This window comes from Anoxybacillus tepidamans PS2 (genome assembly GCF_000620165.1).
Classification (GTDB): domain Bacteria; phylum Bacillota; class Bacilli; order Bacillales; family Anoxybacillaceae; genus Anoxybacteroides; species Anoxybacteroides tepidamans_A.
Genome location: NZ_KK211085.1, coordinates 66593 through 80701 on the forward strand (window position 1 = coordinate 66593; position 14109 = coordinate 80701).

18 protein-coding genes and 1 riboswitch are annotated in these 14109 nt (G+C 43.0%); of the genes, 13 read left to right on the forward strand and 5 right to left on the reverse strand.

What is annotated here, in order from left to right:
• Positions 1 to 6 precede the first annotated feature (6 nt).
• The 11 genes from N667_RS20285 (at position 7) to N667_RS0117800 (ending at position 8483) form a co-directional block, all read left to right on the forward strand.
• Positions 7 to 477 (forward strand): peptidoglycan-binding domain-containing protein, encoded by a 471-nt coding sequence (locus N667_RS20285; protein WP_232223997.1) that lies wholly within the window; start codon positions 7 to 9, stop codon positions 475 to 477.
• Positions 478 to 589: 112 nt separating this feature from the next.
• A riboswitch (SAM riboswitch) is annotated at positions 590 to 700 on the forward strand.
• Between the two features lie 72 nt (positions 701 to 772).
• Positions 773 to 916, forward strand: coding sequence for a YezD family protein (locus tag N667_RS19675; RefSeq protein WP_084279314.1), 144 nt, complete (start codon positions 773 to 775; stop codon positions 914 to 916).
• A 102-nt stretch (positions 917 to 1018) separates the two neighbouring features.
• Positions 1019 to 1723 (forward strand): phosphoadenylyl-sulfate reductase, encoded by a 705-nt coding sequence (locus N667_RS0117760; protein WP_027410736.1) that lies wholly within the window; start codon positions 1019 to 1021, stop codon positions 1721 to 1723.
• A gap of 12 nt (positions 1724 to 1735) precedes the next feature.
• On the forward strand, positions 1736 to 2809 hold the full coding sequence (locus tag N667_RS0117765; protein ID WP_027410737.1) for an inorganic phosphate transporter: 1074 nt from the start codon (positions 1736 to 1738) through the stop codon (positions 2807 to 2809).
• A 63-nt stretch (positions 2810 to 2872) separates the two neighbouring features.
• A complete protein-coding gene (sat, locus tag N667_RS0117770; protein WP_027410738.1) occupies positions 2873 to 4033 on the forward strand; it encodes a sulfate adenylyltransferase in 1161 nt (386 codons plus the stop codon).
• A 14-nt stretch (positions 4034 to 4047) separates the two neighbouring features.
• Positions 4048 to 4665, forward strand: coding sequence for an adenylyl-sulfate kinase (gene cysC / locus N667_RS0117775; protein ID WP_027410739.1), 618 nt, complete (start codon positions 4048 to 4050; stop codon positions 4663 to 4665).
• A complete protein-coding gene (locus N667_RS0117780) occupies positions 4655 to 6280 on the forward strand; it encodes a nitrite/sulfite reductase (protein ID WP_027410740.1) in 1626 nt (541 codons plus the stop codon). Before cysC ends, N667_RS0117780 begins: the two co-directional genes overlap by 11 nt.
• A gap of 11 nt (positions 6281 to 6291) precedes the next feature.
• Positions 6292 to 6513, forward strand: a complete 222-nt coding sequence (locus tag N667_RS0117785; protein WP_027410741.1) for a DUF3906 family protein — start codon at positions 6292 to 6294, stop codon at positions 6511 to 6513.
• A 45-nt stretch (positions 6514 to 6558) separates the two neighbouring features.
• Positions 6559 to 7338 (forward strand): uroporphyrinogen-III C-methyltransferase, encoded by a 780-nt coding sequence (gene cobA / locus N667_RS0117790; protein WP_027410742.1) that lies wholly within the window; start codon positions 6559 to 6561, stop codon positions 7336 to 7338.
• 11 nt (positions 7339 to 7349) lie between these two features.
• Positions 7350 to 8096: a sirohydrochlorin chelatase gene (locus tag N667_RS0117795; protein ID WP_027410743.1), complete on the forward strand. Its 747-nt coding sequence runs from the start codon at positions 7350 to 7352 to the stop codon at positions 8094 to 8096.
• A gap of 108 nt (positions 8097 to 8204) precedes the next feature.
• Positions 8205 to 8483 (forward strand): acylphosphatase, encoded by a 279-nt coding sequence (locus N667_RS0117800; protein WP_027410744.1) that lies wholly within the window; start codon positions 8205 to 8207, stop codon positions 8481 to 8483.
• Positions 8484 to 8581: 98 nt separating this feature from the next.
• Here the strand turns inward: N667_RS0117800 and N667_RS0117805 are convergent, their stop codons facing one another.
• The gene (locus tag N667_RS0117805) at positions 8582 to 9343 is read right to left on the reverse strand and encodes an arginase family protein (RefSeq protein ID WP_027410745.1); all 762 of its coding nucleotides are present in this window, start codon (positions 9341 to 9343) and stop codon (positions 8582 to 8584) included.
• Positions 9344 to 9513: 170 nt separating this feature from the next.
• Here N667_RS0117805 and N667_RS0117810 point away from each other — a divergent pair, with 170 nt between their 5' ends.
• Both N667_RS0117810 and bshB2 read left to right on the forward strand, forming a co-directional pair.
• The gene (locus N667_RS0117810) at positions 9514 to 9858 is read left to right on the forward strand and encodes a YojF family protein (RefSeq protein WP_027410746.1); all 345 of its coding nucleotides are present in this window, start codon (positions 9514 to 9516) and stop codon (positions 9856 to 9858) included.
• A 12-nt stretch (positions 9859 to 9870) separates the two neighbouring features.
• The gene (gene bshB2, locus N667_RS0117815) at positions 9871 to 10524 is read left to right on the forward strand and encodes a bacillithiol biosynthesis deacetylase BshB2 (RefSeq protein ID WP_027410747.1); all 654 of its coding nucleotides are present in this window, start codon (positions 9871 to 9873) and stop codon (positions 10522 to 10524) included.
• 50 nt (positions 10525 to 10574) lie between these two features.
• Here bshB2 and N667_RS0117820 read toward each other — a convergent pair whose 3' ends face one another.
• The 4 genes from N667_RS0117820 to N667_RS0117835 form a co-directional block, all read right to left on the reverse strand.
• The gene (locus tag N667_RS0117820; RefSeq protein WP_027410748.1) at positions 10575 to 11192 is read right to left on the reverse strand and encodes an NAD(P)-binding protein; all 618 of its coding nucleotides are present in this window, start codon (positions 11190 to 11192) and stop codon (positions 10575 to 10577) included.
• A gap of 17 nt (positions 11193 to 11209) precedes the next feature.
• On the reverse strand, positions 11210 to 12544 hold the full coding sequence (locus N667_RS0117825; RefSeq protein ID WP_027410749.1) for a sensor histidine kinase: 1335 nt from the start codon (positions 12542 to 12544) through the stop codon (positions 11210 to 11212).
• A complete protein-coding gene (locus tag N667_RS0117830) occupies positions 12541 to 13227 on the reverse strand; it encodes a response regulator transcription factor (RefSeq protein WP_027410750.1) in 687 nt (228 codons plus the stop codon). Before N667_RS0117830 ends, N667_RS0117825 begins: the two co-directional genes overlap by 4 nt.
• A gap of 96 nt (positions 13228 to 13323) precedes the next feature.
• Entirely contained in the window at positions 13324 to 13971 is a 648-nt protein-coding gene (locus N667_RS0117835) for a hypothetical protein (RefSeq protein WP_027410751.1), read from the reverse strand.
• Positions 13972 to 14109: the final 138 nt, after the last annotated feature.

The window sequence follows — 14109 nt, forward strand, 5'->3', positions numbered from 1 at the left end:
GCACGCTTGCCTCTGAAACTAGGTGATAAGGGTGATTTTGTAAAAGAAATACAAAAAGATTTAATTCGCGTTGGGTTTCCTCTTCCGAGATATGGGGCAGACGGAGTATTCGGAGAAGAGACGGAAAGTGCGGTGCTAGCTTTTCAAAAAAGATATGGACTGCATGTGGATGGAATCGTCGGACGGGAAACGTTAGCTAAGCTATCTGAAGTCATAAAGCAAAAGCTAGATCAAGAAGAATTTCCATTGCCAAATAAAACATTAAAACTAGGCGATAAAGGCGAAGATGTAAAAATGTTACAACGCGCTTTAAAACATCTCAACTTTGACCCACAACTTATTGACGGAATATATGGAAAAAATACGGAAGACGCTGTGCGGCGATTCCAATCAATGTATGCCGCTTTAAAAGATGATGGAATCTACGGCCCAAATACCAGAAAATTCATGCTCATGGAATTGCAGCAAAAAAAATAACTTTCGTTCAAACTCCCTCGTCATGAGGGGGTTTTTTTATAAAAAAATAATTCCTATCGAAAAACTCGGGTTGACATTTGTTCGAATTATGTTAAAATTTTATTCAATTACATACTTATCAAGAGTGGGGGAGGGACCAGGCCCAATGAACCCCGGCAACCTACTTCGTCGTGAAGCAAGGTGCTACATCCGGCCAAATGGGAACCATTTTGGGAGATAAGGTAAAATACGTTTACCTCCTTTGTCTTTCCGAAATGGAAAGCTTTTTTATTATCACGATAAGGAGGAAGCAATAATGGACAACGAGCAACAGTTCAAAACGATTTTCGCCAAACTGCAAGAAATGCTACAATCGATGAAATTTGGCTCTATTACAATCATTGTGCAAGACGGAAAAGTAATCCAATTAGAACGCAACGAAAAAATAAGAATTAAATAACTATACGCTGACTAGACAAACTAGAGGCGGTTTTCCCTTTCAATCTAGCATCGAGGGGGAAGACTGCTTTTTTTTATATTCACATTAGAGGGGGGAACTTCTTTGCTTACGTACGACACATGGGATGAAGAAAAACCAGCGTTTCCAATCGATAACGAAACAAAAGGCGCGTTGCATGTCCTTCAATGGGCATACGACCATTACAAAGACGATATTGTGTATGCTTGCAGCTTTGGGATTGAAGGCATTGTACTCATTGATTTGATCTCGAAGGTAAAACCGGATGCGGAAATTGTGTTTCTTGATACGAATCTTCATTTTCGTGAAACATATGAAACGATTGAAAAGGTCAAACAAAAATACCCATCGCTGCGCATCGTCATGAAACAGCCTCATCTATCGCTAGAAGAACAAGCGAAGCAATTCGGTGACGAACTATGGAAACACAATCCGAACAAATGCTGTGAAATTCGTAAAATTATTCCGCTTCGTGAAGTGCTAACCGGCGTGTCCGCTTGGATTTCCGGCTTGCGCCGAGAGCAATCGCCAACGCGAAGCCATGTGGAATATCTCAATAAAGACGAAAAATTTCAATCTATTAAAATATGTCCACTGATTCACTGGACATGGAAAGATGTATGGAACTACGTATATAAACATCAGCTTCCATATAACGTGCTTCATGACAAAGGATATCCGAGCATCGGCTGCGAACCATGCACCTCCCCTGCGCTCGACACAAATGACTTGCGTTCAGGCAGATGGGCCGGACAAGGAAAAGTTGAGTGCGGCCTTCATGAATCGTAGGAGGGACGGATCATGTTGTTAACGATCGCTTTCATCGTCTCCTTCTTTTTCGCAATGAACATCGGCGCCAGTGGCGCAGCCGCAGCAATGGGGGTCGCTTACGGCTCCGGAGCGATCCAGAGGAAGCACGTCGCTCTTTTTCTTTGCGGCCTCGGTGTTTTTTTAGGCAGCCTTGGCGGCGGCGAAGTGGTTAAAACGATTGGCTCGGGCATCATCCCTTCGTCCATTTTAACTATTAAAATTGTCATTATTATTCTAACAGCTGCAGCGATTTCTTTATTTGCAGCCAATATGATGGGGATTCCTTTATCGACGAGCGAAATTACCGTCGGCTCGGTTGTCGGCATCGGCATCGCCTATCAATCTTTATATGTATCAAAGCTTCTTTTTATCGTCTCTATTTGGATTTTGATTCCAATTGTTGCGTTCGCATTCACTTTTATCATCGGTAAATGGTTTCTGAAACTGAAGAGAAAATATCCGCAAGTCGAACGTGGAGCATGGCAAAAAAGCTTTATGGGGCTGCTGATTATAACCGGTTTTTTTGAAGCCTTTTCTGCGGGCATGAACAACGTCGCCAATGCCATTGGCCCGCTTGTCGGAGCCGGGCTCATTTCCGTGCAAAAAGGAATTATTTTCGGAGGTCTGTTCGTCGCGTTGGGCGCTGTATTATTGGGGAAAAGAGTGCTTGAAACAAACGGAAAGAAAATTACGCAATTTTCCCCGTTTGAAGGATGTGCCATCTCTGGGACAGGAGCCATTCTTGTAATTATTTCATCCATTTTTGGCTTGCCAGTGCCGCTAACGCAAATTACAACATCAGCGATTATCGGAATCGGCACAGCTAAAACAGGTTTTTATATTTGGCAAAAACGAATCGTCATTCAGCTTTTAAAAGTATGGTTTGTATCCCCTATCTTTTCGCTTGTCATTTCGTACAGCCTTGTCAAATGGCTGTTAGACAGCGATCTTTACACTGTTATCGCTATTTTCAGCGTCTGTTTAGCAACAATTGGAATTATTAGTCTGAAGAAAACTGTATCTGATGAAAAACGATCATTGCATGAAAATGGCGGAGGTATTTAACAATAAATCATAGTTATCCAATCTGTTTATTATAGATTATTAGTATTAGAGGAGGAATCAGTAATGAGCCTAAGCATCCCTCATGGAGGAACATTAGTCAACCGTTGGAATCCTGAATATCCACTGCATCACCTCAAAAAAGAAATTGAACTATCAAACGCCGAGGTAAGCGATCTTGAATTAATCGGCACCGGCGCTTACAGCCCGCTTATAGGATTTTTAGGAAAAGAAGATTATGAGGCTGTCGTAGAAACGATGCGCCTTGCTGACGGAACCGTTTGGAGCATTCCAATTACGCTTGCCGTGAGCGAAGACAAAGCAAAAACCCTTTCTGTCGGAGACGTAGCAAAGCTTGTTCACAACGGCGATGTATATGGCATCATCGAAATTCAAGAAATATACGTACCTGATAAGCAAAAAGAGGCGCTTCTTGTCTATAAAACGGATGATTGGAATCACCCTGGCGTAAAAAAATTATTTGAAAAACCAAACGTCTACGTGGGCGGACCAATCACACTCATCAAGCGAACGAATAAAGGCAAATTTGCCTCATTTTACTTCGACCCTGTTGAAACGCGGAGACGATTTATCGAACTAGGCTGGAGCACGGTTGTCGGCTTTCAAACGCGAAATCCTGTCCACCGAGCTCATGAATATATTCAAAAATGTGCGCTTGAAATCGTTGACGGCCTATTTTTAAACCCGCTTGTCGGTGAAACAAAAGATGATGACATCCCGGCGGATATTCGCATGGAAAGCTACCAAGTGCTTCTTGAAAACTATTACCCGAAAGACCGCGTCTTTCTCGGTGTTTTCCAAGCAGCCATGCGCTATGCTGGACCGCGCGAAGCCATTTTCCACGCAATGGTGCGCAAAAACTTTGGCTGTACTCATTTCATCGTTGGACGCGATCATGCCGGTGTTGGCAACTACTACGGCACATATGATGCGCAAAAGATTTTCTTGAACTTTACGCTAGAAGAGCTTGGGATTACACCATTATTCTTCGAGCACAGCTTTTACTGCACAAAATGCGAAGGAATGGCTTCAACAAAAACATGTCCGCACGCCCGTGAATACCACGTCGTTTTATCGGGAACGAAAGTGCGTGAAATGTTAAGAAACGGCCAAGTGCCGCCAAGCACGTTCAGCCGCCCAGAAGTGGTGCAAGTGCTCATTCAAGGATTAAAAGAGCGTGAAACAGTATCCCATTTTGCCCGCTAAAGGAGGAATTTACGTTGAGCACAAACATCGTTTGGCACGAAGCGACAGTAACAAAAGAAGACCGACGACGACGCAACGGTCACCATAGCGGTATTTTATGGTTCACAGGGCTTTCCGGTTCCGGCAAGTCAACGATCGCCAACGCCGTATCAAAAAAATTGTTTCAACTCGGCATTCAAAATTACGTGCTAGATGGTGATAACATTCGCCACGGCTTAAACAAAGATCTTGGGTTTTCAGCGGAGGATCGCACGGAAAATATTCGACGCATCGGAGAAGTTGCTAAATTGTTTGTCGACAGCGGACAATTTGTGTTGACAGCATTTATCTCCCCTTTCGCTCAAGATCGCCAGCTCGTCCGCAGCCTCGTCGAAGAAGAAGAATTTATTGAAATTTACGTTAAATGTCCGCTAGAAGAGTGTGAAAAACGCGATCCGAAAGGGCTGTATAGGAAAGCAAGAAACGGAGAAATTCGCGATTTTACGGGAATCGACTCTCCATATGAAGCACCTATTTCGCCAGAGTTGATCATCGAAACGGATCGCTATTCGATTGAAGAATGTGCTGATCAAGTATTGGCGTATTTACGTCAGAAACATTTTATTAAGGGGGATGGATCATATGGCGTATGAAAAAAAATGGGCTGATAATCCCAATTTAAATAAAACAGAATTAAAGAAACTGCAAAAGGACGGATTGAAAATTTTTGCGGACATTCCGCGCTATGCGAAAGAAGGGTTTGCCTCCATTCCTCAAGAAGAGTGGGATTATTTCAAATGGGCAGGACTTTACTTGCAGCGTCCAAAAGAGGCCGGCTACTTTATGATGCGCGTCTGTGTTCCTTCAGGCATTTTAAATAACGAACAACTCGAAACATTAGCAGGAATTTCTCGCGACTATGGACGCGGCATTTTTGACATCACTACAAGGCAGGCCGTTCAATTCCATTGGCTTGAAATTGAACAGATTCCAGATATTTTTAATCGCCTCAAAAAAGTCGGATTGTCAACAGCAGGCGCCTGCGGCGACATTACCCGCAATATTGTCGGCAACCCTCTTGCTGGCATTGATCCAGACGAATTGTTTGATACAACGGCCATCGTTCGCGAAGTGTATGAGTTTTTCCAGCATAATGAAGATTTTTCAAACTTGCCTCGCAAATATAAAATGTCAATTAGCGCCAATACGTATAACGCGGCGAATGCGGAAATCCACTGCGTATCGTTCACACCGGCCAAAAAGGTCATCGACGGCAAAGAAACGATCGGTTTCCACGTGAAAGTCGGCGGCGGATTGTCCGCTACTCCGCATCTTGCTCAAACACTTGACGTATTCGTGCCGCAAGATCGTGTAAAAGATGTGGCCATTGCCGTTACGACGATTTTCCGCGATTACGGCTACCGTGAGAAACGGCATCGTGCCCGTCTAAAATTCCTTGTGGCTGATTGGGGAGTAGACAAATTTAAGGAGAAGCTTTTAGAACTGACCGGTCCTCTTCCATCAAAAGGTGAAGATGTGCAAAAAGGCTGGAATGCCGGCTACTTTTACGGCGTTCACCGCCAAAAACAGGAAGGGCTCAATTATATCGGTTTTAATGTGCCAGTAGGACGGCTCAGTGCGGACGAAGTATTTGAGATTGCAAGAATTGCTAAGAAGTACGGCAATGGTGAAGTTCGCTTCTGCAACTCGCAAAATTTAATTATTCCAAACGTTCCAGATGCAAATGTTGAAACAGTGCTGCAGGAAAAAGTATTCGAGCGCATTACGATTCAGCCTAAATCGTTCATCGGCTATTCGGTTTCCTGCACAGGCACCGAATATTGCAACCTAGCAATTGTTGAGACGAAAGAACGGATGCGACGGGTTGCCGAATATTTAGACGATCATCTGCAGCTTGATGTGCCTGTTCGCATTCATATGGTCGGCTGCCCTAACTCGTGCGGTCAACGGCAAATCGCCGATATTGGCTTACAAGGAATTAAAATGAAAACAAAAGACAAAGGCATGATTGAAGCGTTTGAAATTTATGTCGGCGGCACATTGGAAAGCGGCGGCAAATTCAATGAAAAGCTGAAAGGGAAAGTAGACGCCGAACAAATCGGCAACGTTCTCGTACAGTTATTGACATACTTTAAAGAAACGAAATTGCCGGGCGAAACATTTTTGAATTATTTAGATCGTGTCGGTTTAGAAACATTGCAAACCGAATTGGATCGCATTTTGACGCAAGTTAGCACGGTCGCATAAGGGTGAGAACTATGTATTTATATCGTTTTGAAGTATCAGGTCTAGCTGAAACCATCCATGTCGTGATTGCGGCTAGCGATGATGAGCAGGCGTTTCGTCTCGTTGAAGTGGAACTAGAAAAACATTTTTTAAAAGTTCCTGATTTTACCGATATCTCTCTTCATGAAAAGAAACCGATTCGCCGCGGCGGGGGATTCGTTGTTTACAGTGAACCTCGCCGTTCTTTCCAATAATAAAGAACCGATCGAATTCTATAAAGCCGAAGGAGCTGAAGGAGGATGGGCAAAGTATACTTAGTCGGGGCGGGCCCCGGAGATCCTGAACTCATTACTGTTAAAGGTCTGAACTGCATAAAAAAGGCAGATGTTATTTTATATGACCGACTCATTAACGAAGAATTGTTGACATACGCCAAACAGAATGCAGAACTTATTTTTTGCGGCAAATTGCCCGGGTATCATACAATGCAGCAAGAAACGATCAACCGTTTCTTAGTTCACCACGCCAAAAAAGGAAAAATCGTTGTTCGTTTGAAAGGCGGCGATCCATTTGTATTCGGTCGGGGCGGCGAAGAAGCGGAAGCTCTTGTGAAACATGGCATTGAGTTTGAAGTCGTTCCTGGAATCACATCCGGCATCGCTGCTGCTGCCTATGCTGGAATTCCTGTCACCCATCGCCATTTCAGCTCAAGCATTGCGTTCATTACCGGACATAGACGCGAAGGAAGTAGCGAAGAAATGAAATGGGAAAGCCTCGCTAAAGGCATCGATACGCTCGCTATTTACATGGGAGTTAAGAACCTCCCATATATTCGCGAACAGCTGCTGAAGCACGGAAAGCCCCCTTCCACTCCAGTAGCCGTCATTCAATGGGGAACTTTATACGAGCAACGAACCGTAACGGCAACACTCGAAACGATTGTTGAGACAATCCAGCAAAAACAAATTGAAAACCCGAGCATGATTATTATTGGGGAAGTCGTCGCCTTGCGTGAAAAAATTCAATGGTTTGAACGAGTGATGCTCAAGCAACAACCGCTTGCGAACGAGGCGTTATAAAGGAGGAGCGTATGCAGGCTGTTTTATATGTGTGCCACGGAAGCCGCATGGCCAAAGCTTGTGGGGAAGCCATCGCATTTGTCGAGCGATGCAAATCATCGATCGACTGTCCCATTCAAGAAATTTGCTTTATCGAATTAGCAGATCCAGATATGATGACGGGCATTGAGCGGTGCGTACAGCAAGGAGCAACACGCATCGTCGTCATCCCTGTTTTGCTTTTGGCGGCTGGCCACGCAAAGCACGATATTCCGGAAGCTATTCAAAAGGCTCTTCAGCGCTATCCTTACCTCAACATTGTTTTAGAACAGCCTTTTGGCGTTCACGAAAAAATGGTTCAAATTATTGGCGAACGGATTTCTGAACAATCCATTTCCCTCAATCAACGTTCAATGATTCTTTTGATCGCGCGCGGCAGCAGCGACCCGGACGTCAAACGGGATATGGAAGAAATCGCAAAACGATTGCAGCAACAAACAAATATCCCATGCGTTGATGTATGTTTTCTAGCCGCCGCCCATCCGTCGCTTGAAGAAGGATTGGAAAAAGCCAAAGGTTCCGGGCATCAAACTATTATTGTCGTTCCCTACTTACTCTTTACCGGCATATTAATGAAAAAAATTGAAAAACAGCTGCGTTTGTTTTCTTCAGACAACCAACAATGGATCTTATGCGGCTATTTAGGGTATCACCCGCTTCTTGTAGAGCTGATCAAAGAAAAAATTCAAAAGCATTTGGCCCTAAGCCAAATAGTGTGAACATTGCTTACTTAGGCTTTTTTATATTTTTGAATGGTGTCATTGATTGAAAATTCCCCGTCTTGTTGTATCATGGTGCTATAGGGATACGATGCGAGGGGGACAGTGATGAGAAGATTGCGAGTGATTGTTCACGGCCGCGTCCAAGGAGTTGGCTTTCGCTATTACGTGCAGCATGAAGCGTTAAAATGGGATGTGACCGGATGGGTAAAAAACAATGAAGACGGAACGGTTGAATTAGAAGTGCAAGGAAGCGACGAACGGCTGCAAATGTTCCTTGACAAAATTCACCAAGGCCCTCCTTTTGCGAAAGTGGCAAAGCTAGAAACGGAATATATAGCACCTATTTTGAATGAAGGGAAATTTCGCATTATTTATCACAACTAAAAGAGAAGGCCGTCGCCTCCCAACTTAGCCTGCAATATTGTGAAGAAATGTAGTTGAATGAAGCCCGGTTCTTTTCAAAGGGAACCGGGCGCGATCGTTTAAGCTGGACGCGGATGCGACGCAGCAGCTTGCAAGCATAATTCAGCAATGCGCATGTTCGCACGCTCATTTTTCCGGTTCGCTTCCTTGCTGACGGGATGAAATGAATGAATAGATGCTTGGGGATACTCGCCGCACACATCTACCCCAATGACATTCTTATAAATCAATAATTCTTGTAAACATCGAAGCAAAAATGAAAGTTTCATCGTTCCTTGATCCCAATTTGTTACCGCATCATCTAGACAAAGGACGTCCTTGTCAATTGAAATGTATACATGTTCGGTTGGAATATGAGATAATAAAATTTTTGGAGAACATAATGAACTTGGAAAGACTGTGATCCTTGAAGAATGATGAGGATATTGCCGCACAGTTGGTCCGATGATTACAACTTTTTGCAATTGCGGCAACTTCAACACATAAGAAACCCATGAACCGCACGAGATGATCGTTTCCTCTCCGGTTCCGATATCTGTGTGATGGTCAAATAATACAAGAGTAAACGGTTTTTTAATTTCTTTTGTAAGCAAATAGGAGATATAATGATAATTTCCGCTTCCGATGAAAACGAGCCCCTGCCGCGTTCTTTTCCGGATGCGCATTTCCAGCTCACGCAAAGAGTTTGGTTCACAATATAAGTTCGTATGGGCGACATCCGTCAAATCAATCCATTCATGCGGCAAACAAACAAGACGCTGCTGCGAAATATACGTACCATCCATGTTCAAAAACGTTACACCATTTCCTTGAAATCCCACTGAAACCACCCTTTCCTTTTTCATTTGGTGCAAGTTTCTAAACGTTTGAAAGTTACGTCTTCGCATGTCTCTTTTATTATACAAAAAACGAGCACAAGCGAAATATTTTCTTTTATACATCCCTTTCAGGTAAAATAATAAAAAAATAACGTTCAAGGGAGGGGCTTTTATTGCAGCCGATTCGTACAGAAGAAGTACAGACGGTGTTGAACCGTTTTGCCAATCAAGATGTATATTTACATTTAGAAACAACTAACGGCGCTTACGCCTCGCACCATAATGAAGGCTTTTTCTCCGCAGGAGCATACATTCGCAATGGCCGCATCCGTTTTAGCCATGGAAAAATTACCGGAAAAGGTCCTTACCGTATTGGATTAAAGCTTGATTTCGGCTGGGTGTATGCAGAAGGACTGACGGATTGGGAATTGACAGACAATGGGCAATTGCTGTTGGCCGGACATGACTACGAAGGGAAGCTTGCTGTTGCTTTGCAATTAAGCTATGAGCCATTCTAAGGGGGAATAAAAATGGAAAGACAAATTCTTGTGGTGTTTCCTCATCCAGACGATGAAGCGTTTGGTGTTTCGGGGACGCTCGCAATGCATGCGGAAAATGGCACCCCTATTACATACGCGTGCCTAACACTTGGAGAAATGGGGCGCAACATGGGAACGCCTCCATTTGCTACCCGCGAATCGCTACCATTCATTCGAAAAAAAGAACTTGAAGAAGCATGTAGAATTATTGGCATTAACGACTTACGCCTTCTGGGATTTCGCGACAAAACAATTGAATTTGAAGACGAACAGCTGCTTGTCGGACGAATTGCAAGCATCATTGCCGAAACAAATCCGTCGCTTATTATCACGTTTTATCCGGGATATAGCGTCCATCCCGATCACGATGCGTGTGGAGCGGCCGTAATCCAAGCCCTCGAGCAGCTTCCAATGGAGCAGCGGCCGACCGTTCATTGCGTTGCTTTCGCTAAAAACTGCGAACAAGACCTAGGAAAACCGGATATTGTGCGCGACGTCAGCTCCGTTATTGATAAAAAGCTCGCAGCCATTCAGGCGCATCGCTCTCAAACTGAAGGATTAATGAAAGCGGCAGCTAAACGGGGCGGCGATGGGCTTTCATGGCTTAAAACAGAACGCTTTTGGACGTATAAATGGAATCGGTAAAAAAGCAGCCCGCTCCTTAATGGCAGCGAGGCTGCTTTGTCTTGTCACATTCAATCCGCCTGATCGTGTTGAAGCAGCTTGCCGAATGCTTCCTCCCAATTTCCTTTTTTCCGAAATTCCTCTGTAGCAATCGTTTGTAACAGCTTTTGTTTTTTCATTGGATCTTTTATATGCGTTAAGATATATTGTCGGCAATTGTACAAAAAATCGACATATCGGCCGTAATGCTCATCATACATGGCAGCCATTTGGCGACGAATCTGCTTAGCAAGTATGGGGCTTGCCCCCCCTGTGGAAACCGCAATTGTGAGTCTCCCCTGCCGTACAATCGCCGGTACATGAAAATTCGATTTTTCCGGCGCATCGACGACATTCAGAAGCTGATTCGGAGTTGCCGCTTGTGCGACCGCTTCGTTTACGTCGCTGTTATTTGTTGCCGCAATCACAATAAAAGCACTGCTTATATCATCAGCTGAAAATGTCTTTTGTTTCCAAACAAGTTCTCCCTCTTTCGCAAGTTGATAGAGCGCATCAGTAACCTCGGGAGAAACAACTGTAACCACTGCCCTCGCTTCAAGCAGTCCATGAATTTTTCGTTCGGCCACCTTTCCGCCCCCAATAACAACAGCTTGCTTGTTTGCCACATCTAGCATAATGGGATATGTCAACGTTTTTCCTCCCTCTTTTACTTTATTGGAAATGTGACATAAAATGATACGCCTTGCAACTCATTAACCGCTTTGATTTTCGCTCCATGAATCCTAGCAATTCGCTCAGCAATTGCAAGTCCCAATCCAAATTTTCCCCGCTCCCCCGTTTTGAATTTTTGAAATAAATGAGGAAGCAAATGTTCGTCAATTGGCGGCCCGTCATTCCAAAATTGCACACAAACGCCATTTTGTATTTTCTCAGCCTTGACATGAATGTTCATCCTTGCATAACGCATCTGATTATCGAGCAGATTTTCAAAAGCGATCTTCCATTGCTCCGCGTCTCCGATCACAACTACATCATTTTCTAATTCGGTAATGATGCTCACATCCGGGCGATGCAGCCTCATTCGTTCAATAATTTCTTCTAGCATCGGAGCAATATAAAATATCTCCGATTTTGGATGTTGTGTCGCATAATAATCCAACTTTGTGAGATAGAGCAAATCTTTTACCCTTTTTTCTAAACGAACCGCTTCTTCTCTAATCACACTCACCGATCCTTCTAAACTCCCTTTTGGAAATATGCCATCCTCAATAGATTCAGCATAGCTGCGAATGACCATTACCGGGGTTTTTAACTCGTGAGAAATATGCTGCAACATCGCTTTTTGTGCTTCATCCTGCTGGATCAATTTTTTTCGCATTTTCTCGATGGAGCGGGCAAGACCGCCAATCTCATCTTTTCGATTTTGAATGAGCGGTTCATGCCAATCCTTTTCCGCGATTCGCTTAACATGCTCGTCCATTTGCCGCAGAGGTCTTGTTAAATATTTTGCAAGCCATGCGGCTGGAAAAGAAATGATTAAAAGGGCTATTATAATCGCAAAGATCAATCTGCGAAACAGCGTTCGCACTAATTCGTTTAAATAAGAATCCCACATATACGAGACGAGGGCAACTTCTCGTCCGAAAACCGCTCCTTTGCGGATCACATAATAAATTCGCTTCCCTTGAATTTGTCTTGTATATCGTTTAGATGCCTCTTCTTGCGAAAGAGTCTGTTTATATAGCTGTTTTAATATTTTTTTAGGCAGCTTGCTATTTCCCACCACGCCCGCTTCTGGCAAAAACACTATATGGTTTACACTGCGATTTGATTGCCTGTTCTGATCCCGTTCAATGGGATTGTCTTCGAGAAGATTGTCGGTAAATCGATTAATCTGCGCATTCTCAATGATTCGGTACGTTTCTTCCATGAAAAAACTGCGCAACGTAACAAAAATAAAAATAGCAATACAAATAGAAAACATAATAGTGATGCCTGCAAACACAAGCCATATTTGAATAGCTAATGGTTTATTCTTCATGGTGCCATCATCCTGTAACCAAATCCATAAATCGTTTCAATGCGCAAGTGCGGCATTTTTTTCCGCAATCTCCGTACAAGATCATCTACGGCTCGATCGCTGCCAAAATAATTAATTCCCCATACTTTCTCTAGCAACTGCTCCCTAGAAAGCGCATAGGTGAAATTGTTAGCAAATGCAAGCAATAAATCAAACTCTTTTGATGTTAAATCAATTGCTTTTTCCCCTTCCTTAACCATTCTTTTTTCTACATCAATGATATAAGGCGGGCAATGAATAAGATGGGCAGAATGAAATAAATGATTGGCTGATTTTTCATATACGCGTTGCAGCAACTTTTTTGCCCTTACTACCAGTTCCCTCGGTAAAAATGGTTTGGCTAAATAGTCATCACTCCCTAGCTCTAGGCCAAGTATTCGGTCCAAATCCGCATCTCTTGCAGAAATAAAAATCACAGGCACATCTGCATCTAAAGCTTTAATTTCGCGTAATAGCTCAAACCCATCAGCATCCGGAAGCATGATGTCCAATATCCATAGATGCGGTTGCTGTCTTTTCTTTAAAGCGATCGACGCGTCCGTTCCATTGAAAAACGAAGTGACGCTCCATCCTTCTTTTTCTAAATATGAAGTAAGTAAATGGTTCAAATTTTCTTCATCTTCTACTAAATAAATTTGGTACATCCTCCATCCCCGCTTATTCGTTCTTACTAAAAAAGGCCGTGTTTATCAGCAACACGACCTTTTTCACTATTATAATCGATTTTTTTAGTGAATAGATTAATTTTGCTTCATCGTTTGAATCAATTTCTCTAATTTTTGATTTCCCGCTTGTAGATGCTGAATGAATTGCGGCAATAATTTAGCAATCTCTTTTTCATTGTTCGTCTTTATTGCTTCGCGGAATTGTTTACGGAACTCTCTTTCCTTTTCAGCTGCCTCTTTTGCCATAGGCAACTGCTTTTCTTTCCATTGTTTTAGCTGTTCTTTGCGCTGTTCTCTTGCTTCTTTTAACTTCTGTTTAAACTCTTCTTTCGTGATTTTTCCCGATGTCAGTTGGTCGAGAAGTTCATCAAGTTTTGCCTCTCGCTCTTTCATAAGTTCCTCGCGTTTTTCTTTCCATATTTCCTTTGGCTTTAAAGCACGCCATTCTTTTAAAAGTTCTTGACGTTTATCAATAGTTTGTTGTAAATCACTTACATATTTTGGAGCGTATTTTTTAGCGATCTGCAATAATTTTTGTTCTTTTTGTTCGCTCATTTGTAAATGCTTTGCAAAATGATGGGCAAATTTCCCTTCTGCTCTCAACAAAGGGGCCTTCTCTAAAGCGTTCTCCAGTTTTTTAGAGGCTTGATTTTCGGCAGCAAACGCGGCTGTCGGAATCGCGACGATTGTGGCAAGAGCCATCGCAATCATTTTTTTCTTCATGAATACTCGCACTCCTTTTTTATAGTATTTTCCTGTTTGTACCGATATTATGGCCAGAATATGTGTAAACATTATCAAAAAAATGTGGGAAATTGTGAAAAAGAATTATATCAACAAAAACGAATAAAAAAGCTTACC

Coding starts and splice junctions, on each gene's coding strand:
- N667_RS19675 (WP_084279314.1), top strand. CDS start 773: ATGGACAACGAGCAACAGTTCAAAACGATTTTCGCCAAACTGCAAGAA.
- N667_RS0117765 (WP_027410737.1), top strand. CDS start 1,736: ATGTTGTTAACGATCGCTTTCATCGTCTCCTTCTTTTTCGCAATGAAC.
- sat (WP_027410738.1), top strand. CDS start 2,873: ATGAGCCTAAGCATCCCTCATGGAGGAACATTAGTCAACCGTTGGAAT.
- N667_RS0117780 (WP_027410740.1), top strand. CDS start 4,655: ATGGCGTATGAAAAAAAATGGGCTGATAATCCCAATTTAAATAAAACA.
- N667_RS0117785 (WP_027410741.1), top strand. CDS start 6,292: ATGTATTTATATCGTTTTGAAGTATCAGGTCTAGCTGAAACCATCCAT.
- cobA (WP_027410742.1), top strand. CDS start 6,559: ATGGGCAAAGTATACTTAGTCGGGGCGGGCCCCGGAGATCCTGAACTC.
- N667_RS0117795 (WP_027410743.1), top strand. CDS start 7,350: ATGCAGGCTGTTTTATATGTGTGCCACGGAAGCCGCATGGCCAAAGCT.
- N667_RS0117800 (WP_027410744.1), top strand. CDS start 8,205: ATGAGAAGATTGCGAGTGATTGTTCACGGCCGCGTCCAAGGAGTTGGC.
- bshB2 (WP_027410747.1), top strand. CDS start 9,871: ATGGAAAGACAAATTCTTGTGGTGTTTCCTCATCCAGACGATGAAGCG.
- N667_RS0117825 (WP_027410749.1), bottom strand. CDS start 12,544: ATGAAGAATAAACCATTAGCTATTCAAATATGGCTTGTGTTTGCAGGC.
- N667_RS0117830 (WP_027410750.1), bottom strand. CDS start 13,227: ATGTACCAAATTTATTTAGTAGAAGATGAAGAAAATTTGAACCATTTA.
- N667_RS0117835 (WP_027410751.1), bottom strand. CDS start 13,971: ATGAAGAAAAAAATGATTGCGATGGCTCTTGCCACAATCGTCGCGATT.